This is a genomic window from Boudabousia tangfeifanii (assembly GCF_001856685.1).
In the GTDB taxonomy this organism is placed as follows: Bacteria; Actinomycetota; Actinomycetes; order Actinomycetales; family Actinomycetaceae; genus Boudabousia; species Boudabousia tangfeifanii.
Genome location: NZ_CP017812.1, coordinates 2,071,384 through 2,094,818 on the forward strand (window position 1 = coordinate 2,071,384; position 23,435 = coordinate 2,094,818).

At 50.2% G+C, this 23,435-nt stretch carries 15 protein-coding genes; 12 read left to right on the top strand and 3 right to left on the bottom strand.

Features of this window, described 5'->3' with window-relative positions:
- Window positions 1–30 precede the first annotated feature (30 nt).
- Entirely contained in the window at window positions 31–3,612 is a 3,582-nt protein-coding gene (locus tag BK816_RS08495; protein WP_071164774.1) for a DEAD/DEAH box helicase, read from the bottom strand.
- A gap of 240 nt (window positions 3,613–3,852) precedes the next feature.
- On the opposite strand from BK816_RS08495, the gene BK816_RS08500 reads away from it, so the two are divergent.
- Genes BK816_RS08500 through BK816_RS08515 form a run of 4 tightly spaced genes read left to right on the top strand, consistent with a single transcriptional unit; the run spans window position 3,853 to window position 11,037 of the window.
- Window positions 3,853–5,340 carry a DUF3375 domain-containing protein gene (locus BK816_RS08500; protein WP_071164775.1) on the top strand — a complete coding sequence of 496 codons (1,488 nt, stop codon included), beginning with the start codon at window positions 3,853–3,855 and terminating at the stop codon, window positions 5,338–5,340.
- Entirely contained in the window at window positions 5,330–6,055 is a 726-nt protein-coding gene (locus BK816_RS08505; RefSeq protein ID WP_083379191.1) for a DUF4194 domain-containing protein, read from the top strand. Before BK816_RS08500 ends, BK816_RS08505 begins: the two co-directional genes overlap by 11 nt.
- Before the next feature lie 3 nt (window positions 6,056–6,058).
- Entirely contained in the window at window positions 6,059–9,517 is a 3,459-nt protein-coding gene (locus BK816_RS08510) for an ATP-binding protein (protein ID WP_071164776.1), read from the top strand.
- Entirely contained in the window at window positions 9,514–11,037 is a 1,524-nt protein-coding gene (locus BK816_RS08515) for a Wadjet anti-phage system protein JetD domain-containing protein (RefSeq protein WP_071164777.1), read from the top strand. The genes BK816_RS08510 and BK816_RS08515 overlap by 4 nt, the downstream gene beginning before the upstream one ends.
- 514 nt (window positions 11,038–11,551) lie before the next feature.
- On the opposite strand, the gene BK816_RS08520 is transcribed toward BK816_RS08515, so the two are convergent.
- Window positions 11,552–14,182 carry a hypothetical protein gene (locus BK816_RS08520; protein ID WP_071164778.1) on the bottom strand — a complete coding sequence of 877 codons (2,631 nt, stop codon included), beginning with the start codon at window positions 14,180–14,182 and terminating at the stop codon, window positions 11,552–11,554.
- 596 nt (window positions 14,183–14,778) lie between these two features.
- Here BK816_RS08520 and BK816_RS08525 point away from each other — a divergent pair.
- The 6 genes from BK816_RS08525 (at window position 14,779) to BK816_RS08550 (ending at window position 20,415) form a co-directional block, all read left to right on the top strand.
- Window positions 14,779–15,477, top strand: coding sequence for an HNH endonuclease (locus BK816_RS08525; protein ID WP_071164779.1), 699 nt, complete (start codon window positions 14,779–14,781; stop codon window positions 15,475–15,477).
- The gene (locus BK816_RS08530; protein ID WP_071164780.1) at window positions 15,471–16,037 is read left to right on the top strand and encodes a hypothetical protein; all 567 of its coding nucleotides are present in this window, start codon (window positions 15,471–15,473) and stop codon (window positions 16,035–16,037) included. Before BK816_RS08525 ends, BK816_RS08530 begins: the two co-directional genes overlap by 7 nt.
- Before the next feature lie 314 nt (window positions 16,038–16,351).
- On the top strand, window positions 16,352–17,605 hold the full coding sequence (locus BK816_RS08535) for a metal ABC transporter substrate-binding protein (protein WP_071164781.1): 1,254 nt from the start codon (window positions 16,352–16,354) through the stop codon (window positions 17,603–17,605).
- Window positions 17,606–17,716: 111 nt separating this feature from the next.
- The gene (locus tag BK816_RS08540) at window positions 17,717–18,598 is read left to right on the top strand and encodes a metal ABC transporter ATP-binding protein (RefSeq protein WP_083379267.1); all 882 of its coding nucleotides are present in this window, start codon (window positions 17,717–17,719) and stop codon (window positions 18,596–18,598) included.
- Complete coding sequence (locus BK816_RS08545) at window positions 18,591–19,550, top strand: metal ABC transporter permease (RefSeq protein WP_170299683.1); 960 nt, start codon at window positions 18,591–18,593, stop codon at window positions 19,548–19,550. The genes BK816_RS08540 and BK816_RS08545 overlap by 8 nt, the downstream gene beginning before the upstream one ends.
- Window positions 19,543–20,415, top strand: a complete 873-nt coding sequence (locus tag BK816_RS08550) for a metal ABC transporter permease (RefSeq protein ID WP_071164783.1) — start codon at window positions 19,543–19,545, stop codon at window positions 20,413–20,415. The genes BK816_RS08545 and BK816_RS08550 overlap by 8 nt, the downstream gene beginning before the upstream one ends.
- A gap of 28 nt (window positions 20,416–20,443) precedes the next feature.
- Here the strand turns inward: BK816_RS08550 and BK816_RS08555 are convergent, their stop codons facing one another.
- On the bottom strand, window positions 20,444–21,361 hold the full coding sequence (locus BK816_RS08555) for an S-layer homology domain-containing protein (RefSeq protein ID WP_170299684.1): 918 nt from the start codon (window positions 21,359–21,361) through the stop codon (window positions 20,444–20,446).
- Between the two features lie 182 nt (window positions 21,362–21,543).
- Here BK816_RS08555 and BK816_RS08560 point away from each other — a divergent pair, with 182 nt between their 5' ends.
- On the top strand, window positions 21,544–22,392 hold the full coding sequence (locus BK816_RS08560; protein ID WP_071164785.1) for a hypothetical protein: 849 nt from the start codon (window positions 21,544–21,546) through the stop codon (window positions 22,390–22,392).
- A 177-nt stretch (window positions 22,393–22,569) separates the two neighbouring features.
- Window positions 22,570–23,418, top strand: coding sequence for a hypothetical protein (locus tag BK816_RS08565; RefSeq protein WP_071164786.1), 849 nt, complete (start codon window positions 22,570–22,572; stop codon window positions 23,416–23,418).
- Window positions 23,419–23,435 lie beyond the last annotated feature (17 nt).

The following is a 23,435-nucleotide window of genomic DNA, read 5'->3' on the forward strand; positions in this document are numbered from 1 at the left end:
TAGCTAGCGAAATTAGCCAAAATACTGACACTACTGCAGGTTTCGAACTATTTCCACAATCGTGGTGAGCATTGAAATCGGGTACACGCAGTACGAACTAAAAGTGCTTGGCTGCGAAGTCGATTCCTCGGTAGTGGCAGAATGCCGGTCAGGTTTGCTGTTATTTGCGAGCTTAACTACTATCCCTCGTTCCCGCCCCTGCAGGGTCGGAATCCAGTTACCATCAATATTTTTTATCAGCCCATTGGTGGCTAGGGTTTCGTTCAGATCACGAGCACTGTATCTGCTTTCTTTCTTCCCTGCCCTTGGCACATTAGGAAGCTCCACCCCTAGTTCTGTAGCGATTTTGAGTAGCATACTACCGCTAATATAGGCAGCCTTCGGATAGTATTCATCCTGCACTTGGAAGTACGTTTCTGCTGAAATCCGATGCATACCATTTTGCCCGAGGGTGGGTACCATCAATTCCCGTTCCAATGGGCTCAGAGTCTCCACTTGATTCTCTATAGCTGACGTTTCAACCGCCGCTGCAAACTCACTATCAGCAGGAGACTCCGAGCATTCTTCTGTCGCAGTTTCTGTCTTTTCGTCCCCAACGTTCTGGCTATCCCCTTGTGGGATTTCCTTGTTTTCGAAGGCGACCTCGTCCTCGGCAAGCTGAACGGAGCCAAGGGGCTCGTCTTGCACTTCCTTGGCGGTCACGAAGTCGCATTCGTTGACTTGTGCGTGCTGGCGGATGAGCGAGAAGACTTTGCCGGTGTCGCTGCGGCGTTTTTCGGCGCCGAACACGATGAAGAGGTCTTTGGCGCGCGAAACGGCCACGTTCATCAGCTCGTGGGTGTTTTCAATGAAACTGGTGGCGTTGGAGTTTTCTCCGTACACGCTAGAGAACAGGATGACGGGGCGTTCGGCACCTTGCAGAGTGTGCGCGGTGCCGATAGTGATTGCAGCGCGAGGTTTTTGCGGGTGCTGGTTCAACACTCGTTTGATCAGGTTCGCTTGCGCTTTGAACGGCGTGACCACCCCGATGGGACTTGCTTTCCGTCCCGGGTAGATTTCTGTGAATAGCTCGTGGTGCTTTACGATCCATTCGACGATCGCTTCGGCTTCTACCAGGTTTCGCCGGCTCGATCCTTGGGTTTCGTCTTTGGATCCTGGGACGGGGCGGAAGAGGAAAGGGATGTCCACGATTTGCCCTAGTGGCCAGCTGCTTTCTGGCCGTTTGGGTTCTAGCATCCCGTCGTAAATAAGGTCGTTGCAATAGTTGATAATTTCGCTGTGGCAACGGAAGTGTTCGCTGAGGAACAGGCCTCCTTGGCGGGTGCCGTCCGGTTTGGTTTTGCCGTACTCCCACTGGCAGGCGTGGCTGGCAGCAGCCATCAGCGATGAGGGTTGCGAGCCGGTCAGTCCCGCCGCCTTCAGTTCATCCCAGTATTGGCCGAGTCCGTGCGCGTCACCGAGTTCCTCGTCGCTTTCCGGATCCACGCTCCACACCGGGGCGAGTTGGCGCACATCCCCCACCACAAGCGCCCGCTTGGCCAAGGCAAAACCGGCAGCGCCCAAAGTCGTATCAACCTGGCCGGCCTCATCCACAATCAGCAGGTCGATCGCCCCATAGTTGGGGTTATTGCCCTCATCGGGACTCCAGAGCGCAAAATAACGGGGTAATTGGTACGCGGTCATCACAAAACACGGGGTGAGCGAAGTGATGGCACCCCAATAAGTGTCCATGATTTTCTTAGTATTCTTGCCGAGGTCGGATTCCGCGATCCGGTCTTCGCTAAAAATATGTTCTAGCCATTTGGCTTCGTAGTAATGTACGGCCAGCCAGAATTGGCGGTAACGCAGAGTAATGTCGAGAGTTTGATCCAACTCGTCCAGAGTATCCGCATTGCAGATCTTTAGGAGGTCGTTACCAAGGTATCCGAGGAGTTTCTGGTCGTTAATTGTCTTTAGGTAGACTTCCTGGGCGGCTTCTTCCCGGCTTTCTAGTTGGGGGACCAGGAAGCGGAAAACTTGGTTGGGATTCGACCTTTCGTCCAACGGAACGAAGTCGGTCAGCAGTTGTTGGCGGCAGTTTTCTAGGTGCGTTAGGTGTTGTCGAATCAGCTCGGACACTTCGGACATTCTCGTGCCAGCGGTGACGATTTGCGCTTTGGCGGCTTGTTGTTGGAAGTAGTTCCACGCCTGTTCCCGGTAGTATTCGTCCGAGTATGGCTGGTAGACCCCACTTTTGTATGGGTTTTCTACCAAGTATCCGGCTTTTTGCGCCTCTTTGGTTTTCATGCCGGAGGGGCAGTAGGCGGCGAGGCCGCCAATCGCCTCGGGTTCTGAGGCGAGGCTATCGGGTTGGAGTTGTGTGTCTGTTTCGGCCCGGTTGGGGGACAGCGGGTTGTAGCGAGCGGGTGTTTGGCTGGTGGGGATTTCTGGGAGCCAGCGTTGTTCCCAAATGCTGGGGTTATCTGGGGTGACCTTTTTGAAGGACTCGATAATGTTAGTGACGGCCTGGTTATTGGTGGAGGTACCAACGATTAGGGGCGCATTTTTGCCGTCGAGGGCATGTTGCACGATGAGAGAGGCGACCACTGATTGCAGCAGGGTAGTTTTGCCGGTTCCGGGTGGGCCACTAACAGCGGTGATTTCTCCGTTTTCAGATTTGAGGAAAGCATGGAGGGATTTTCTTTGCGAGGGCGTGAGCGGGAACCCGTTACTCATGGAGCCTTTGGCCGCGATCGCAGTAGATAGCAGACCTTGCATTTGCGATTGACCGTAAAGGTTTTCTACCCCGGTTTTGCTTGGTGGGTTGAGGTTGACGAGCCGACGGTAGAGCGGTGCTTGGTCGGAGTTCTTTTTCAAATCTGACAAAAGGTTGAGGATGCCTCGATTGGCCACCACGATGGTGCCAGGTGCGATAAAGCAAGTATCAAATATGATCCGAGGGCGATTCTGATGTTCGTCCGATGCGCGATTTGGCGTGGCGCTGTTTTGGTCTTGATACCCCGACTGGCGCTCCCCCGCTGGTTGATTTTGGGACTGGGTGAGTGCTTGGAAGTTTTGGTCTTGCACGCTTCCAAATAGTTGGTAGGCGTAACTGACGGCGTCAGTGGTGGATTCAATGTTGCCGATCAGGGTTTCGCTTTGTTGGTGCAGGAACTTCCAGTAGTTTCTTAGCGGACCAACCATAACTTCTTTGTCTGGTGTGCCCGGGGAGGTCATTCGGCTAGCTGGGATCCATGGGGAGTTGCTTTCAAGTTCCACACTAATGGTGCCGTCAGGCCCTAGAGTAGCGGGTAGCAACAGCAGCCCCTGATGTTTACGATGCTCCTCCAAGGTGATTAGAGAAATTACCAGCGAAATGGGTTCATTCGGGTTTGGCTTCTTATTGCTAGAGTTTTTCCGCTCAAGTTCAAACAGTTTTTTGGCGGTTTCTTCAGGGAGCTTGCCGCTCCGCACCTCTTGCAGGGGAACTTGTAGATGATTTTCCTTCGAGAAAGCAAAATCTACCAGGTTGGCTCGTTCTTGTACCGAAACAAAGTACTGGGTGAGCTCACTGGTTAAGCTGGGTGAGGAGTCGGTTGCCTGTGTTTGCTTTTTCCGCAAAAAGAATCCCATTACGACCAGCTCCCTTGCTTTTGTCGGTCACGTTCCGTACCGATTTTACTCTTTTGCCGCAAATTTGATGAATACAGGCAAGCATTAACTGCTACCCCGCACAAAAAATCAACACCAAAATATTAGAGTTGATCAATACGTTCCCCAAAGTTTCTACCTAGCCTAAGCAAAATGGAAACGAAGAGATATATTTGATACAGAAATATTTTAGAAACCATTTCTGGCAAAAGGCTGTTTACCATGGAAGCTACTATATCCGCTGCCGGCCTAGTTGCGAGGGTGCGCGAGCTGGAGCGCTTACAAAAAAGTAATGCTGCGCTGGTTTTGTTACGTTTGGATTTGGCTCCTTTGGCAGTTGCAGTTTTGGGTTCACATTTGCATCCGCAGAATCCACGATTACCTGCGCCCCAGTTACATGAACTGATCGAGGGTGATTTAGAGGCTTTACGTGACGAGGGCTGGGAGTATTCTCGGAGTGCGCAGGCCTATTGTGATGATTGGCGCCGAGCAGGCATTTTGGTTAGGACCAACATTTCTGGAACTAATGAGGAACAGTATGAGCTTTCTGCCTGGGCGCAGAATGCTATCCATTTCGTGTCGGGAATTAATCAGCCTCGTTCGACTGCGACCGGTTCTCGTTTGGGCACAATTTCTAAACAATTGGAGAGTTTGGTTAAAGATTCGGACGCTTCTAAGGCAACTCGTTTGGAGATTTTAGAAGCGCAAAAACGAGCGATTGAACAGGAGATTGCGGAAGTAAAAAGTGGCAATTTTAGGCCCATTGAAGCTCACGAGGCGAAAGAGCGGGTGCTTGAGATTATCAGTTTGGCTAGTAGTGTGCCGAATGATTTTTCTCGGGTTCGTGACCAAATTTCGGTATTAAATAATGAGCTTCATTCACATGTGGTCGGAGCTGATTTGAGTCGGGGCGACGTGTTGGAGGAAGTTTTTACGGGAATCGATCAGATAAATCATTCCGAGGCTGGGCGCTCTTTCAATGGTTTTTATGACCTGTTACGTGACTTGGAATCTTCGGCGCGGTTTGATGATCAGATGGAGCAGCTATTGTCACGTGATTTCGCTTTAGATTTGCCTTTGAAGGATCGTTCTTTTCTGCGAAATTGGCGTTCTTTATTGTTGACTGAGTCGGATATTGTGCAGTCTACGATGGTGAATTTTTCGCGTTCGTTGCGTCGTTTTGTGCAGAGTCGTCGTTTCGAAATGCACCGGCAGCTTTCACGCGATTTGGTTTCAGCCCAGCACTTGGCTTCCCAGATTTTGCCGAATTTGAAAGTTTGGCAGGATAGCGGTTGCGTTCTCGATTTAACGGGTTTCAATTTTGGTTCTATTTCCGCTTGGAAGCTTTTTAACCCCGAGGATGGTTTGGTGACGGAAGAGTTAGTGATAGCCCAAACCAAAACAGTTTCTTTGGAGGAGTTGCATGCGGCTTCGCGTGAGAGCGAGATTGATTATGTGGAATTAGCTAAGAATGTGAACGCGACATTGCGGGAGCTCAAGGTAGCTAGTATCGCCGATGTCTTAGAGCGCTTTCCTGCTTCGCAAGGAGTGGCTTCTGTGGTTGGACTGTTGGTGATTGCTAAGCGCGAGGGCCAAGCAACTACCGGCCTACAAGAGGTTTCCTGGGTGGATCGTAATGGTACTTCTAAGGTTTCAAATATTCCTTCATACATTTTTTCTAAGGAAGTGAAGTTGACTTATGGCTGGTAATCCTAGTTCCGATGATTTGTTTAGCTACCTGTCTAAACAGGCTGACGACGCACAGCTGGCTCAGCCCGCACCTCAACCCCACCAGGCGCCCTCGATTAGTGATAATGATGAGGTACTTTCGGAGTTGCCTCAAGGTTTATGGCCTGGCGATGTGGGGCAACTAAATTTCGATAGCCGTCGAGCTTTGTTGGCTTTGATGAAAGGGCCCTATATTCGAGCAGATAAGCACCGGGAACTTTGGGCGGCTTTATTGGCGGATGAAACTATTATTCGTTCTCGTTTAGCTGATGTTTTTCTTGAACTGGTGTTGGATTTGGATTTGGGTCTAGCGTTCGCCAAGAATGTGAGTGTCCCGGAATCCGGTATGCCGAAGGTGATGCGTTCTTTACCGTTAAAGTTTATCGATACGGCCTTATTGCTGTTTTTGCGTTCTTCTCTATTATCTGCAGTTGATCAGAATGAGCCAGTGATGGTTGATCGGGAGGAGATAAATTCGCATTTAATGCTCTATCAAGCGGCAGATAGCACAGACGAGTCTGGATTTGAGAAACGTATCAATAGTGCGGTAAGTAAGATGGTTGATAACTCAATTCTAATAAAAACTGATACCCCAGATCGTTTTTTGGTTTCCCCTGTTTTGAGTTTGGTTTTTGGCCCAGATCAGGTTGCTGCGATTAGCGCCCAATACAATTCATTGTTGTCCCAGGAAGGCTAACCCATGACGGATTACTCAAACCTCATTCCAAACGTCCCCCTGGATTCCATGCCCTACGCGCCCTCGGACCAATCACCGGTTGTTTCACCAGTCTTATCTGAGATTGCAGTTTCTCAGTTTCGTTTGAGTAAGATTCAGGTTTACAATTGGGGGACTTTCTCTGGTCAACATACCGTGTTTGTACCATCTGGGGGTTTGCTCCTAACTGGAAAGTCAGGCAGTGGTAAGTCTTCGTTATTGGATGCAATTTCAACGGTTTTGATGCCGCAAAATCAAGTGAAATTTAATGCGGCTGCACAAGATGGCGGCCAAGGTGACAGGTCTCGTTCACTTTATTCATATTTGCGCGGGGCTTTTCGTCACGGTCAAGATGAAGACAGTCGTGAGGTGCATACGAAGTTCCTGCGCGAGGGAGCGGTTCGTGCGGGCATACTGTTGAACTTCGTTAAGCAGTCGAATGGTAGTGAAGTTTGTTTGGTCTGTTTGTTCCATTTGAAATCTAGTGCGACTTCGAATGCAGAGGTTTCCACCGCCTATTTTTTGGCCGAATCTGATTTGGATTTGATTGATTTAATGCCTTTTATGGAAAAGTCCTTGGATTCGCGCGGGATCGTAAAGCATTTTCCGATTTTAACGAAGCACAATTCACATTCGGCTTTTTCGGCGGCATTTCGGCGCAAATTGCAGATTCCGTCCGAGGTCGGACAGCGATTGTTGCATAAGACGCAGGCGGCGAAGAGTTTAAACAGTTTGGATGGCTTGTTACGCGATTTCATGCTTGATGAGCCGAAAACGTTTCAGCAAGCAGACCAGGCGGTAGAGAATTTTCAGGAGCTGAAAGAAGCTCATTTGACTGTGGTTGAAGCGCGCAAACAAGAAGAAGTTTTAACGCCACTGTTAGCTTTGGACCAGCGTTTACGTGATACCGAGAAAAAGATTGAGAGCATTGAGCAGCTGACGCATTTTTTGGAACCGTATGTGCAAAAACGCAAAGTTGAACTGTGGTTAAAAGATTTGAAAGTGGCGCGCGCAGAGATTTTATCTGCTAAGAGTCAAGCTGAATCTCTGAGTGTACAGTTGGCGGATGCGCAAGCCGAGTTGGATGATTTGCTAGCACAACAAGATGGCAGCGAACTGGCGTTGCGCGAAAACTTGAAACAGGATTTGGAGCATGCACAAGACAAATTGGAGCAGGCGCAAGCCTTTTGGGATGACCATCAGAACGTTTTGGGTCTTTTAGACGCCTCCACCCCAAGCAACGAGGCTGAATATGAGCTTTTAAGTGAATTACTTGAAATACAAAAAACGTTGGCTGCTAAGTCTCTGGCAACTACTGAGCAGACTTTCTATCAGGCGTGGAATACCCGTTCTGAGATTGAGAAGAAACTGCGGACTGTGAAAGATGAGATTTCTCAGGTAGAAGCTAGTGGTTCTGGTATGCCAGCGGATTTATCGCGCGCCCGTGAACTAATCTGTCGTGCCTGCAATATTTCAACTAGCGCCTTGTTTTTCGCGGGTGAGCTTTTTGAGTTGAAAGAGAGCGAGGCACAATGGCGACTTGCTACCGAGAGTGTTTGCGGTAGCTTCGCTAAAACACTGCTGGTTCCTAACGCCTATTATCAGCAAGTGGCGAACGCTGTCGACAAAACAAATTTAGCTACTCGTCTTTCGTATGTACGCATGTTACCAAACCACCCCTATTGGGATGACGATCAAGTGCCACAGGAGCGCCGGTTGGCCAGTAAGTTGCTGGTACGGGAAAAAGTTGGAGGCACACTTTTACCAGTGGAAACCAATGAGTGGTTGCGGTTGGAACTTAATCAGCGTTTTCGTCATTTGTGTGCCCAAAGCGTGGAAGAACTAGTGCAGGCAAAAATGGCGGTTACTAAACGTGGGCAGATAAAGACGTCTCAGACTAGACATTTAAAGGATGACCGCAGGTTCTTATTGGATCGTAGAAACTGGGTGGTTGGCGCGGATCCAGTAACACGTCTGGAAAGTTTGTCCCGGGAAAAGCGCCAGTTGCAGTCGGAATTGGAACAGGCACAGGCCACTTTGGGGCGGGCAGAAACAGAAAAGAACCTGGCTAGCCGCAACTTGCGCGCCTTGGAGGGAGCGAATTTTTCTAAGCCGTGGAAGCAGGTTAACGTCTTTGGTTTTACCCATGAGATTGAAAACCTAAACGCACGCTTGCAGGCCTTTGATTTGCAGCACCCACAGCAGGCAAGTTTGCAGGGAAAAATTGAGCAGGCAAAAGCCTTAGTGCAGCAGCTTGATAAATCGTGTAGGCAAAAAGAAATCGAGATTGGCATTAAAAAAGAAGATGCTAAAAAGATAGAAACTGAGCTGGCCAACCATTCTGACCTTACCCAGATTCCTTCCGAGATTGAGCAGGTGTTGAACAGGTATTTCAAGCTTGAGAAACGATTGTTAAAAACTGATGATCTGGAAAGATCTGCTAGGAAAACCGCGGACGTGTTGCGTAAAGAGAAGGACGCTTCACAACGCGAGCAGTCTAACGCGTCTGGCGATGCTGCACGGATTATGACTCGTTTTAAGCTTACTTGGCCCAATTTGGCCAGTGATGTCAGGGAAGAAATTGAGTTTTTACCGGAGTTTTTGCAGATTTTGGCTCGTTTACAGAGCGATAGTTTGCCGAAGTTTGAGCAGCGTTTCCGGGATTTGTTGCACGAGCAGGCCGGGCAGAATATTAGTCGTTTGGCGAATGATATTCGACGTAATTTGTCTCAGGTTCGTTTGCGGATTGATCCGGTTAATCAGGCCTTGGCGCGGGTGGACTTTTCACCTGGCAGGCATTTATGGATTGATGTTGAGGATCGGGGTTTGCCGGCGGTCAAAGAGTTTTTGGCCGATTTGACCCAGATTTCTGAGAACAGTTTGAGCACTACACGCGCTAAGAGTAGCCCCTCTGAGGATGAGGCTCGTTTTGCCTTATTAAATCGAGTAATGTCTCGTTTGTCGTCTTCAGAAGCAGCAGATAAGTCGTGGCGGCGGCAGGTGCTGGATACTCGTACTCATGTGACTTTTAGTGCCCGAGAGTTGGATGCGTCGAATCAGGCAGTTGATTTTTATAAGGATGCTTCTGGCTTGTCAGGGGGTCAGAAACAAAAGCTGGTGGTTTTCGCTTTAGCAGCTGCGCTGCGATATCAGTTGTCGGCTTTGGAACATGATTCTGGCACTTTTTCTTCTTATGCTTTGGTGGTTTTGGATGAGGCCTTTGATAAGACAGATTCAGAGTTTACCCGTGCTGGTTTGACGGTTTTCCGTGATTTTGGTTTCCAACTTTTGTTGGCTACTCCGCTCACAAAGTTGCAAACCTTGGAGGATTTTGTTGGTGGAGTGAACCTAGTTAGTATTTCCGAGGACGGGGCGTCTTCACTGGCATCAATCACCTTCAAGGAGTTGGACCAGATCACTGAAGGGATTGTGGATGACGCATGAGTGAAAAACGTACCGCTCGGGCAAGCCACACTCGGGCTAGTGCCGCGCAGGCAGTTCGTGCTCAGACCGAAACCGATAAAGTCCGTAATGAGCAGGCAGGCCGCAAGCAGCTTGGAGGCAAATATTTAAAATCTCCTAGGGATTTGCGTAATAAAGCGAAGGGCGTTTTTGTCCGGCGTTGGCGTGATTGGGCGCTTGACATTGCTCTTGATACTGTCACCGATTCCCCCACCGATTCACCGAAACATGCCACTCTTAATGTTTCTGATACTTCCCAGTTTGGGGTGGTTTTGGATTTTCCTTTAGGCACGGTTACTGAGTCGTTCGTGTTGGAGCATTTTGAGACAGTTCAAAAATGGGTGCAATCTTGGGTAGAATTTGAGGATACTTCACCACAGTCGATTGAGCTGGTTTGGCGGCAGGTTAGTTGGCCTTCGGCGGGTCGTCAGATGATTCCCGCAAGGGTGCTGGTTTCTTTTGAGGGTTTGTTGTGGCTAGCAAACATGAAGGGACGCTGGGAGCGCAATTTGGCTCTAGCTAAGCGTTTTGCTAGCCTGCAGGAGTTTACCACTCGACCGGTGCAGACGGATCGTGCTACCGCGTCCGATGAGTCTGAAGCAAGCCCAACCCCCAACACTGAAGTAGCCTCAGACCCGAGCACTACTGCGGCCCCGAGACCCGAGTCTACACTGTCTGCCTCAGATTCTGTCCCGGGATTTACTGTGGATTTATGGCGTAAGGATTTGTTGTATGTGTTATCGAAGCTGGCTGATTTTGATGATTCGACAGTGAATCGTTTATTTTTGGCAGCAAGGTGGTTGCTGGAGCACCCTGGGGTGGATCGTTACCCTCGTCAGTTGCCGATTGCGGGTGTTGATTCAAAGTTTGTAGAGAAACATCAGGTGTTGTTGTCGCGTTTGTTGCAGCCATTGACTGGCCGTCGGGATCTTGGTTTTCGTAAGTTTGATGCGTTGCTGTGGGTACGGGTTTTGGATCCAGATTTGGGGGTGGGACCGGAAAAGTGCTTGCTGAGTTTCCGTGCTCCCCTGATCGAGTTGAATGCACTATTCGAACCAGGTCAGGTCAAGAGTATAGTTTTTGTAGAAAATAAGGAGTCTTTTTTAGCTTTGGAAGGTTTGCCTGGCACAGTGGCTTTATTTGGTGAAGGTTATGACGTTCCCAATTTCGCTGGTTTGGAATGGGCTTTAGCAGCAGAGCGGCAGCTTTATTGGGGAGACATGGACGTAGATGGGTTCAAAATTTTGGCACTTTGTAGGCAATATTTCCCGCGTGTACAGTCAGTTTTAATGGATAGGGAAACTTTTAACAGTTTTAGTTTTTTAGCGGTTGAAGATCCAAATGTTTCCGCCTCACAGCACAACACATGCCCTCCTTTGCTTACTAAGGACGAGGCCGAAGTGCGCAACCATTTAAAATCTTCGGGCCAACGTTTAGAGCAGGAGCGTATTGCTTGGAATTACGCTTTCGCCAGAGTCAAGCAGGTATTGAACAACTCCTAGTAGTTTCTAGTGCGAAAATGTTCCTTGGGTTGAAGGTCTTTTTGGAGGGGTTTTACTCAAACTTTTGAACCATGTCTGCGCTTAGATTTCCCCGCTTGTCTTAGTATTCTCTATGAATTTTACCTCGGTCCTAACACCCGAATTTGTTGGTGTTACCGTTGAATAACACTCCGTTCTAATTAGATGAGGAGAAGATTATGCTAGCGGTAGCACTTTCGTCGACATAATTTTTGGGGTATTTATCGCAAGATTTTGGGGCATAGCCGGCTGTCAATCGACGCATCCTACGACCTTATGTGCACCCATTCGTTAACCTCTATGATTGCAGAATCAATTTCCCTTATTACCAAATTTTGTTGAGTCATTTTAGCCGGTTTTAGTAAAATGAAATTTGATTTATTCCACAGGAGGTTAAGAAGTTTTCTAATTATTTTGAAACTCTAAAGTCAAATTAGCTAGAAACCCTAATCATAAGCATCATGTTAAGACATCGTAAAAATAGCCTCAAACGCCATTATCCGCCTACTGTCGCACCATAGGATAAATCAACATTATGCAGTTCCCATTTTATTGCACGGTCATTTATTTTTTGAGAAAGGACTTTCATTGCCTCTTTGAGTTTGATTAAATTGCTTCCTGAGGAAAACTTTTGGTCAATAAGACTCAACTGCCTATATCCCGCATCCCAAGCGTTCGCATGTACTGTTCCGTCTATTCGATTCATATCTCCCCTGTAGTTCATAGTATGAATAAGGAGATCCATTAAAGCGTCATACACCGCGCTAGCTTCAGCCGAAAAAGTCTTGCCACTAGCCAGCCGAAACCAAGCGCTTTCAGAATTAGCGTTAGTTTTAATATCTCTAATTACATCTGCTTGATTAGCAGCAGTTGCCAATTCTTCAACATTTTTGATACTAGCGAAAAACCATGGGTTACTAACATTAACTAACCTATTTTCAGCTACCTCAATATTTCTCATAGCACTCTGATTTGATCCTTTAGCGCAAAGTGAAAAAACCAAACAATCTACTACAAATTCTTCCCACTCTAAGCTCTTGAAAATTTCAGAAGTTGGTTCTCTATAACTCTCGTGACCATATATCCACATTTTATCCGCTGGAGGAATTGAGGTCTTTCTTGTTGCGAAATATACTGCAGATCTTTCCATCGATGATTCAAATACTGGCAATCCGTGCCCCGATCCAAAACAAGTCGAGTACAACCCAGTATATTTATCCGAATGCTCAACAGAATTCGCATTACAATGCAAGTAGCCTACGGCCTCTTCTTGATATGTAGCACCCTTGTTTTTAGAGCTATAAAGCTTTAGGGGTCCCGAAACACGAACGAATGACCCTTCAGGCAAATTTACAGTAGGCTTTGGCAAAGCTTTTTTAACCCATTGTTTTAAATCATGAGATGCACTAGCAGGAATGATCTTCTTATTTAAAAGGCTACGTAAACCGTTTGTAGTGGCTTCTACGTATTCCACTTCATAAGAATCTAGTAGACCAGTCCGTGACAGACTAGAGCCTGTATCACGATGCCAACGCCAGACGGTAAACGATATTCCCCAGTTTCGCGAAACATCGGAAAACTCCCCTGCATTAAACACGATACCTTTTTCGAATTTAAATTTGTCTTGGAATGCTGCCATGAACTTTTCCCAAGTTTTCCCTCCGAACATAAACCTATCGTTGGAGAAGAAACCGATAGTTACATCAGAAAGGTTAAACACTTCAGTAAACTTTACTATGCGCCATAAGAATTGTGCATAAAGTTGTTGTGCAGCCTTATCGAGTCCACAGCGCTTCATATCCTCATTGATTGGATTCTTAGCGATACTCGCTTTATTCTCTGAATCATGATTAGCAGCAGTACCGAATGGCGGGTTCATTAGGAAGACAAATGGCTTGTCTTCTAAAAACTCACGGTATAACGAAGGTGGCATTTTCCACTCAACACCAAACAACGCTTTTGGATCAATACTGACATCATCATTGAGAAAATCAAATTGGAAAGTGACGGCATCTTTGTTATAACTTCTCGAAGTAGAGAGCTCTTCATCGAAAATAGTCGACAAATACAATGCTTGCCAGTCTGTATAGTCCCGAGTGAGATTCTTCGTCCCACATGCAGGATCCCAAACAACTCTAGTCCTACGCCAATCTTGACCTAAAACATCCGAAAGCATTTCGTGTGCTTTATCAGCCCAGATTGTTGGAGTCCAAAAATCACCACTCTTCCTTCTTTCAGCTTCTTCGAATAGAACATCGTACATCGCGTTAATACTGTCTTTTTCGACATCTGAATACTTCTTCGAGTAACGTCCAAAAAAGGACTGATACTGTCCAGTGTCGATTGTGAATGCCTTATCACGCAAATGAATCAAGTTTCCTACTGCATCATCAATCCAAACTTCGCGCGAGCCTAAAATAGACAAGATAAATAACTCAACCCGCTGACGAGAATCCATCTTGCTATTTTTTGATAAATCTAGCATCGTAATAAATTCGTCAAAAACCGCACGAATATTATGATTTGAAATTTTTATTTTTTTAAAAGACCCCTCGTTCTTAGCAAGGTTTTCAATTGCTTTTATGATTTCATTTACATCAAAATTTTCGTCTCGAATGTCAAATACGTATGTTTTTATACCGTCATGCTCCTCAATCTCCTTCAAAAGATCCGGGTGCTTTTTCGCGGCATTAGAGGGAGCCACATTCCAATCTACGTCATCTCGCTCAAGGTATTCCATAAAAGGAGGTGCATAAACTAGAAAAGCTTGATTACGATCAGCCCCCATTAAAATCGTAGGTTGTTCGTGACCTACCTGATCATACTGCTTCATATAAAAGATACATTGAATAACAATCGTAGCCCGCCCGCGAGCACTTCTCAGTTCCAAATCATCTTTTGCTTCGAACAGAATACGAGCATTATAAAATAAGTGATCCGGACTGAAAAAACCATCTGTTTTGCATTCAAAATCCCAAGGAGCTTGTGGATTTTCATTTGGCGTCATTGCCCTCGAAATTGCACAACGGTACGTATTAGCAATGACTTCAGTTTCCGTACCTTTTGCAGCAGTGGAAAGGTCTTTGATGAAGTCTTTATTATATTTTTTAGATAGAGAAACTGCCATAGCTAATCCCGATTCAGTTCATTACCTCAACTGTTCTGTATCGGTAACACCTTCTTAGTCAACAATGTGATACTATCACTAAAATTTCCCCCAAGCTTCACAAAAAGAAGAGCCTAAAAAACTAATTTTATTAATGTAAAACCGTTGCACATTGGGAACCAATACCAATTTAGCAACCAAAAAATTTAGAGCAAAATACTTTTGCATCACGTCAGACTATAAGACATTGGCGATAGCACGCAAGTAAACTAAACAATCTCCTATAGGATTAACATACAAGCCACAGTACAAAAAGCTATCATGAACTGGATTTGAGACAAACGCACATTACTCTTGAGAGATATTGAAGTATTTTAAATAATTTGTATTTCCATGTCATTCCATTGATTAAGTCCGCTTCCAGAAGTAACCTAAACAGCTCCAAAATTTATCCACTGACGCTTTCGTAAAACCTCAATGAAACGACATGCAAATCCATTGCTTAAACAATAAAAACTATTCCTACTTTAACTTTTCGAAACAATCAATTAATCGAATATCAGTAAATAATCTCATCGCCTTGCGATCCTCACGCACTACTACTTTTGGAGCCCCGCATGCCGAAGAACTCACGTTGGATTGAAGACATTGTTACCGCACTTGAAAACTTGGGCGGTGTAGCAACTCTTGACGAGCTCTATGAAGAATTAGAGCAAATCCGTGCCGATTTGGGTCTGACTTGGCACAACACTGTGCGGGCACGACTGCAAGAGCGATGCTCAGAGGCAAAAGCTTTCCTAGGCAAAGAGAACCTGTTCTACAGCGTCGAAGGTTTAGGCAAAGGTGTGTGGGGATTACGCTCGGCCCTTGCGGACACCCCGCCAGCTACCGACACTCCTGAAACGCCGGACCTACCGGAAGGGCACCCTCACCCTCGGAAAACGGAACTACACACATACCGGGTACTACGGGACTCAATGCTGGCACGAGCCCTCAAACGATTACACCACTACCAGTGCCAAATCTGCGGAGAAGCCTTTCATTTCGGGGAAAACGAAACCTACTCGGAAGTGCAATACATTATCCCCCTGGGCAAGCACGGTGGCAGTGATACGCCCGGAAACATGCTGGTGTTGTGCCCCAACCACCATGCCATGTGCGACTTTGGGAAAATCCGGCTCGACCCCGAAAAACTGTACACCGTGCTTGGGCATGAGATTTCACCCAAAAGCATCCAGTACTACAACGAACACATTTACGGAAAACTCAGCCCAAACATCAGGCGAGCTAGTGGAGTAAACTCACAAACATGTTGAGTGTTGGGGTTGACGCGTTGCGCGAGGAGTACCATACCTACAGTGATGGCGAGCGTTTTGCTCTGACGTTACCGGTGCTTTCTGACGACGCGGGGGTGCTCGCGTTTTGGTTGGACGATCAGTCGGTTTTTAGTTCCCTCACTTGGACTCGCCATGATTGCATTACCGAGGTCGACCCGCACAGTAAGTATGTGGCGGCGTTTCGTCACGCCCTCGACCAACATGCGGAGCACCTGGAAAAACTGGACCCGCAGGGGCTACTTCCCCACGCGTTCGAACTGCTCGCCCTGAAGCAGCCCATGTCCCTAACAAACTTATTGCGTTACGCGCAGGAACATCGGTGGCTGATTTCGATCATCTCGGACGATTTTGACCAAGCGCCGCAAGGAATGCTCACCAGCGTTGACGACCACGAATGCCAATTGCGCCAGCTCGACCTAGAAACGTTCCAACTCGAGGACGAAAACACCCACATCCCGTTAAACCACATCCAAGTTGCAACGCTACTCAGCCAAGAAGGGCTCCTGTTCGCCAACTACCTGCACAAGCTCTCACACTGACTCAGCAAACTACTCACAACACGAGCACACCCAGCTGACCACCCCCCAACCACCCCCAACCAGCCCCACATTCTTACGACATCACGTCATCAAACAGGGCCAAAACCGCCCCATAAAGAGCCCAAAATTAAAAAATAATCGTGACTTTTCCGCATGATTTCGCGTTTCTTAAGTAACCTTAAGAAACCACGTGAGGAATACGTCACGATTATTTCTTGTGATACCCTAAGCACTTTTATTAGACTAGTTTTGCAACCAAAAACTTAGGTAAACCTAAGTTTTCTTTCTAGTCTATAAGACACATAGAGGTAATCATGAAGAATATCCTATCACTTACTGGGGTTGCGGCCCTAGCGTTATCGCTAGCAGCTTGCGGCTCTGCCGGGGGCTCAAATTCCACCGGCGACCAGGCCGGGAGCACGCCCTCGGCCAGCGAAAAATCGGGGGAAAACGGGACCCAAAACGGGTCCCAAAACGGGAACGGTACCCAGAACGGTACCCAAACCCAAAACGGCGTAGTCCCCGAACTACCGGTAACCGCCTCGACCACCCAGATTTGCGACTACTTAACCCAGCTCGCGGCCGCCTCCAACAAAGCAGTCGGCCTAGAAAAGACTGATGGCGCCGGGAAAACTACCACCGAAACCGACCCAGCTAACAAGGTGAAGCTGGTGCTGTCGTGCTTGTTGGCTCCGAACGCCTCGGCGCACGAGCATGAGATGACGAACCAGCAGATGATGGCGCTGGCGAACTCGAAACTGTTCATTGTCAACGGTGTCGACCTTGAGCACTTCCTCGATAAGGCACTAGCCGCCTCCGGTTTCAAAGGCGAGATTGTGGTTTCTTCTGGCCAGGAGGGCGCGGGCTTCGGCAATGCCGCCAAGGACCTGAAGATTTTCAACGCCCCCGAAAAGGTGAAGATCGCGAAGTGGCCATTCCCCGGCGAAAACGGTGAGGATCCCGAGTTCACCCACGACCCGCACGTGTGGACCAGCCCCGAAAACGCCATGATCCAGGTTAAGAATATTGCCGCCGCACTCGAGGCCGCCGCTCCCGAAGCGAAGGATGCGTTGGCCGAGGGCGCGAAGGGCTACCTCAACCAGATCCAGGAAATGGACCAGTGGGCGGCGAAGTCCTTCTCTTCCGTCCCAGAAAAGTCGCGCGTCCTCTTCACCAGCCATGACGCTTTCGGGTACTTCTCCAACCACTATGGCCTGACCTTCATGGGGGCGGCCCTACCCGACTTCTCCGACCTCGGCGAGGCGAGTGCCGACCACCTCAAGCAGACCGTCCAGAAGATCAAAGAGTCGGGGGCGAAAGCCATTTTTGGGGAAACCTCCAACTCTGACAAGAACGTGCAAAAGCTGGCCAAGGAAGCGAACGTGAAACTCGTTTCCGGTGAGTACGCGCTTTACGGCGACTCGCTTGGCCCGGCCGGCAGCGATGGCGAAACCTACCTGGGCGCTACCATCCACAATGTCGCCAACCTAGTCAAAGCGTGGGACGGGACCGTCGCCCCACTGCCTGACGACCTGAGCAAGTACGAGCCGAAGCTCGACAACAACTAGGCACTCCGGGCTGGAGCTGGGTGGGCGGTTGGCTCACTCTCTCTCAGTACCGCCCACCCCAGCTTCCGGCCCAATCAACCCGCTAAAGGAGTCTTCCCCACCATGGCCACCATGCAGCCACCCGCCCAGCTCGGCACCGCCACCAGCCCCGCACTGGCCTGGCAAAACGCCGCCTTCACCTACGGCGGCCCACCCGCCCTGCGCGAAGTGACGGGCTCGCTGGCACCTGGGGAAGCACTCGCCCTCATCGGCCCGAACGGCTCGGGCAAAACCACCCTTTTGCGCGGCATCCTCGGCCTGATCGAACTGGCCGAGGGCGAACAGCACGTCCTCGGGCAAAAAGCGAACCCCAAAACTGGCTCCCAGATCGGCTACGTGCCCCAGCTGACCGACATCGACCCCACCTTCCCCATCACCGTGCGAGGCGTCGTCGAAATGGGCGTGTACCAGCAACTGTCCTGGTGGCAATCGCCTCGGCGCTACCGCCAAAAAATCGACCAGACCCTCGCCCGCGTCTCCCTGACCGAAAAGGCCCGCTGGCGCTACGGCACCCTTTCGGGTGGGCAACAACAACGCGCCCTCCTTGCCCGCGCCCTCGTCGGCGACCCCAAAATCATGCTGCTGGACGAGCCATTCAACGGCCTCGACCAGCCCCACCGTCAAAGCCTCCTCGAAATCATTCGCGCCCTCAAAGCCGAGGGCGTGGCCCTGGTGATCTCCACCCACGACATGGATTTGGCGTGGGCCGTGTGCGAACAGGCCATGCTTGTCAACGGGCGGCAAATCGCCTGCGGCCCCATCGCCCAAGTCCTCAGCGAACCCAACCTGCGCGAAGCCTTCGGCGGCCTGCCCGACCAAGGCGCCGCCAAACTCGCCGAGGGCGGGGACGGTGCCCCCGTGCGCACTACCGCGCCAACCGAGGGTGGGGACCACGCCCCCGCAAGCGAAAACCCCCAATCCCCCACACATACTTTGGAGGCGGCCCGTGGGTGAACTTCTTGAGACTCTGCGCCAGTTCCTACTGACCCTCGCCGGGCCGGACAGCGTCTTGGCGGGCCCAACTTCAGTGCTAGCCGCCCCATTTTTGTTCCGCCCGCTGGTGGTGCTCCTGATCCTCGGACTAGCAGCCGGCCCCATTTCAACCCTAGTGAATCTGCGCTCTCGCGAATTCTCCGCCGAGGCCTTAGTGCACTCAATTTTCCCCGGCATTGTCGGCGGTTTCGTCTACCTTGGTGGCATCGCCGGGATTATCCCTGGCGCAATGTCCGTGGCGGTTCTGGTGGTGGCCGGGCTGACTTGGCTGGGTTCACGCGCCGATAGTTTCGAGGCGGCCACCGCGGTCATCCTGACCGCCTTTTTCGGCCTCGGCATCATTATGATCACCTACCATCGCGACATGGGCGGCCAACTTGAAGCCCTCCTTTTCGGGCGACTGTTAGAGATTACGGACCACGACCTCGCCCCCACTTTCGCAGTGCTCCTGGGCGGCCTAGCCCTAGTGTTGGCCAGTTGGCGTTGGCAGGTCGCGCGGGCCTTTGACGCGGTCGCGGTGGCGGCGGCCGGCAAACGAGGCTGGCTGCTCGACTTCACCCTAAACCTGGCAATCGCCGCCCTAGTGGTAGGCGCCTCGACCGCGGTTGGAGCCCTGTTGGTCATCGGTTACGCCATCATTCCTGGCGCCACCGCCCGCCTACTGGCACGCACCACCCGCCAAATGGCTTGGGTCGCCACCGGGGTCGGCCTCGTTTCGGGCCTACTTTCAATGAGTCTGATCGCATACTTCAACCGCGCCCCACTCTCCCCACAAGCAGTCGCCCTCCTAACCCTTTCAGCCCTTTACGTGCTGCTCGCTTTGCTGGCCGAGGGCGCCCGCCGCCTCACCCCGGACCCTCGCAAGGCGCAAAACTCCCCCACCCCAAGCACCCGGGAGGCGAGCCATGTCTAGTATGTTCCTGCTACCTTCGGTTGAAATCGTGCTGGTTTCCGCCCTGTGCGGCCTGGTTGGGGTACTAGCTTTGCTACGCCAGCGCATCTTCTTCACCCAAGCGCTCACTCACGCCACCTTCCCTGGCGCAGTCGCCGGTGTGGTCCTGCTAGGCCTGTTCGTTCCCGAGTTGAGCGGTTCCCACCCTTGGCTTTCTGCCGCGATTTTCCTTGGCGCCACCGTCGGTTGTCTGCTCCTGGCCGGGGCCCTACAGCTTGGTTTGCGCCTGCCTGGGCAAAGTTCCCAAGCGGTCGCCGGAGTGCTCCTCACCGCCGCTTTCGCCCTCGGTTATTTTCTGGCGAAATGGTTCGCACCCCTGCCTGTGCGCATCAGCTCATTCCTGACCGGCAACCTACTCAACGTCAACCGGGCCGACCTAGCACTGACCACCATTTGCCTCGCTCTTGCGATCGGGGTGGCACTGACCCGAGGGCGGCACCTGATCGCGCTTTGTTTTGACGAGGTCGGTTGGATGGCTCGCGGTGGCAACCGCACCTGGCTGGACGCCCTACTGTCGATTCTGATTATTGCGGTGGTGGTTGTGTCCCTACCAGCCGTTGGTTCAATCCTCGCGATCGGCCTGATTGCTGGGCCAGCCGCCGGGCTCGCGCGAGTAATCCCTTCAGCCCCGTGGCTACTGGTCCTCGCCCCAATCTGGGCGGCCTTCTGGGGGCTAGCCGGCCTGTGGGTCTCAGTTGCCACCAACCTCGCCACGGGAGGTACCATCGCCCTGGCCGCCGCCCTAGGATACCTTTTGCCAGCACTGGCCGGGCGCGTCCTCGGCAAAGAAAATGACGGCAGCCGCAAAGCTACCGTCATCCCCTAACAGCTCAACAAAAGCGCCACCCTACCGGTCACTTTTTACACTGCCAGAACAAATCCTGAGTTTTCTGAGTGAAGTACTCGCACTTAAATGGGAAACGCGCAGTTGCATCATTGATAAAGTAGCTACAACGATCACCAGTACAATCTACTTCGGGCCGATTCGGGAAGTAAAGCTGGTACCTAACAAAGTTTTTCTTGAACCGCAGCGTAAACGCAATCATCGCATCGCGATGCACATTACCTAGCGGGCGATAGTATCCACCGGCGTAACCGGTGGTGATCGCAGACTTTTCTAACCATTTGATTTCTTTTATGAACTGGTCTCCCGAAATGTCGCGCAGCTTAGACTTTGGCAAACTTTCCTTCTCAATCGTCCGCAAGTCCTGAGCCAACAAATCAGGGCGCTTATGCCCCAGACGATAAAGGAATGCGGCCATCGCATTTCGCTTCACCGGCTCTTTCGGGCGGAAAGTCTTGTCGGGCCAACCATTAGTGATCCCCTGCTGCACACCCCAGACAATTTCCTTAAAGAACGGAGCATTCGTCGGCACATCCTTAAAAGGAGACTGCGCTGGTAACTTTACCGCCGGGCTTCCCGCCATACGATAAAGGAACGCTAGGACTGCTTGGCGTTCAACATTGTTCAAAGGACGGAACGTACCATCCCCATAACCGGTGGTCACCTTGGTATCTTTTGCCCACCAAATCTCGTCAGCGAACAAAGAGTTCCCAGGCACATCTTTAAAAGGACTCGGCTTATAGCGCTTGCCCTCTTTAGTCCACCGAGGGAATACGTTGTAACCACCTTTATGAACCTTAGTGGTTTTCTTAGTAGCGTTTTCCTTCCACATGAACTGCTCATCAATACCCTTAGCGAAAGCTTGTGCAGGCATCAATCCTGCTGCCGCCACTAGGGCGCCGGCTAAAACAATGTTTAAATGCTTCATGAAGAAAAACTTATCACCTGAGCCATTCATGTCAACCTAAAAAGATCCCACCTATGACCCCAAAACAAAACGCCACTTTATCCCACTGACCTCATTACTCGCGCCGCACCCCACACCCCAGCATGTCGCACAGCTCACTTTCTACTGGTATGGTGAGAAAAACTATCCCGAAAGAGGATCCCATGAGAAATAAAGAAAAAGACTTTGCGATTAAGGGCTCGATTTTTGTTATCGGCCTACTGTTGATTATTTTCGCCGGCATTTACACTACCTTGGAAGAATCTGGTTTCACTGCCATGGCGACCTTGCTGACGATAATCTCTTTGACGCTAGCTGGCCTATCCCTTTACCGGTTGAGGACCAATGTTCATGCCCAAACTCGTGAAACCTTGACGCTAATTTTTGCGGCACTTTCCGCCCTCGTCTATTTGGCATTCTTGGTGCCTGGGTTGGGGTTCCTCTACACTTTGTTCCCCTTCTCGATGATTATTGGGTCATGGATTTACCCGTTCCTCGCCGGTATTTTTGCCCTGTTGGTACCGTGGAACTTACCCAAGTCGGCTAAACGAGCCAAGAAGAATGTCCGCCTAGCCTCATTAACTGACAGCTTGGAAAGCAAGGTAGCTCAGCGCCCACAAAAATTGAGCCCAGCCGGCATGAACGCACTTCGCTTTGGGGTAGCTTTCCTTGGTTTAGTGCTGCTATCCCTACACATTGTCAGCAACCTCGAGGCGATCACGCGAACCCCAAACTTGCCATGGTCTTTGGGCGTAACTGAAGCCATTATTTTGGCAGGCATTATGATTACCTCCCTCGGTTTAATGCGTGCGAGGTACACTCGCGCCCGCAAACGCGTCATTACCACTTTTGTCTTGTCGCTTGCTGCCCTAATAGCCTTTATCTTCCTAGTATTTATCAGCCCCATGTACGAAACGGGTTTCCCATTCGGCCTGGCTTTCCTATATGGCGAATTGACCGCTTTTACCGCATTCTTTGCCATATCGATCCCCTTCGGCCGGGTAAAGCGCTGACCCACTCTTTTGCTGGCCGAGGTCGCCTGCCGCCTACCGGAATACCCACGGGCGGGCGCGTCCTCGGCCAGCATTTTTATCCCCAAAATACTCCTTAAGAAACCTAAGCTAAGTAAGTAGCGGCGCTCACACAAAGTTAGTATGCTTAAGAAAAAATATCTTCTAGGAGGAAATCCCATGAAAGCAAAAGAAACTGTTCTGGTCACGAAAGTGGCCACTTTTGTGGTGGCGTTGCTGCTGATTATTTTCTCGGGCGTCTTCACTACTTTGACCGACACAGGGCTGGTTGCAGTTACCACCATTAATTTTATTCTTTTGGTGCTGCTTACCGTCTTGGTCGCCTACCACTTGCAGACTCGTTCTGAAGCTCGCACTCGTGGATTCTTGGCCCTATTCTTTGGGGTGGTTTCGATCGTGGCCTATGCGGGCTCGTTTGTCCCCTTCTTAGGGTTCATTTACGTGATCTTCCCCTTCTCCATGTTCCTTGGAGTCTTCATTTATCCTTTCGTCGCGGCCATCCTAGCGATGACTATGCTTATTCCTTTGCCGAAGTCCGCCAAGAAAGCTAAGAACAAGATGGCTCGCACGCCACTGAGCGAACAGCTCGAAAGCAAGATTGCTCAGCGTCCGCAAGCAGTTAGTAACGCCGGGATTAACGCCCTTAAATTCAGTGCCGCCCTACTTGGGTTGCTGCTTTTGTGCTTGCTAGCGGTCAACCGCCTCGACCAAATTATGGCCATGGGTTATGTTCCTTGGGCACTAACCATTATTGAAGCGATTTTGTTGGCTGGACTTTTGGTTACCTGCGTCGGCCTCATTCGGGCTCGCTACGCCAGTGCTCGCAAGCGGGTGCTAACCACCCTAGTACTAAGCACCCTGGCTTTGGTCGCATTCCTCTTGAGCGCCATCATCCTGCCAGCAGCCGAGCACTCCTTCCCATTCGGCATCGTCTGGCTCTACGGTGAACTCACCGCTCTCGCTGCCATCTTTGCCATCTCCATCCCAATTGGCAAAGCCCGCCGCTAAGTAGTAGCAGGACGGCT

Coding starts and splice junctions, on each gene's coding strand:
- BK816_RS08530 (WP_071164780.1), top strand. CDS start 15,471: ATGTTGAGTGTTGGGGTTGACGCGTTGCGCGAGGAGTACCATACCTAC.
- BK816_RS08525 (WP_071164779.1), top strand. CDS start 14,779: ATGCCGAAGAACTCACGTTGGATTGAAGACATTGTTACCGCACTTGAA.
- BK816_RS08555 (WP_170299684.1), bottom strand. CDS start 21,361: ATGAAGCATTTAAACATTGTTTTAGCCGGCGCCCTAGTGGCGGCAGCA.
- BK816_RS08550 (WP_071164783.1), top strand. CDS start 19,543: ATGTCTAGTATGTTCCTGCTACCTTCGGTTGAAATCGTGCTGGTTTCC.
- BK816_RS08515 (WP_071164777.1), top strand. CDS start 9,514: ATGAGTGAAAAACGTACCGCTCGGGCAAGCCACACTCGGGCTAGTGCC.
- BK816_RS08510 (WP_071164776.1), top strand. CDS start 6,059: ATGACGGATTACTCAAACCTCATTCCAAACGTCCCCCTGGATTCCATG.
- BK816_RS08505 (WP_083379191.1), top strand. CDS start 5,330: ATGGCTGGTAATCCTAGTTCCGATGATTTGTTTAGCTACCTGTCTAAA.
- BK816_RS08520 (WP_071164778.1), bottom strand. CDS start 14,182: ATGGCAGTTTCTCTATCTAAAAAATATAATAAAGACTTCATCAAAGAC.
- BK816_RS08540 (WP_083379267.1), top strand. CDS start 17,717: ATGCAGCCACCCGCCCAGCTCGGCACCGCCACCAGCCCCGCACTGGCC.
- BK816_RS08500 (WP_071164775.1), top strand. CDS start 3,853: ATGGAAGCTACTATATCCGCTGCCGGCCTAGTTGCGAGGGTGCGCGAG.
- BK816_RS08565 (WP_071164786.1), top strand. CDS start 22,570: ATGAAAGCAAAAGAAACTGTTCTGGTCACGAAAGTGGCCACTTTTGTG.
- BK816_RS08535 (WP_071164781.1), top strand. CDS start 16,352: ATGAAGAATATCCTATCACTTACTGGGGTTGCGGCCCTAGCGTTATCG.
- BK816_RS08560 (WP_071164785.1), top strand. CDS start 21,544: ATGAGAAATAAAGAAAAAGACTTTGCGATTAAGGGCTCGATTTTTGTT.
- BK816_RS08495 (WP_071164774.1), bottom strand. CDS start 3,612: ATGGGATTCTTTTTGCGGAAAAAGCAAACACAGGCAACCGACTCCTCA.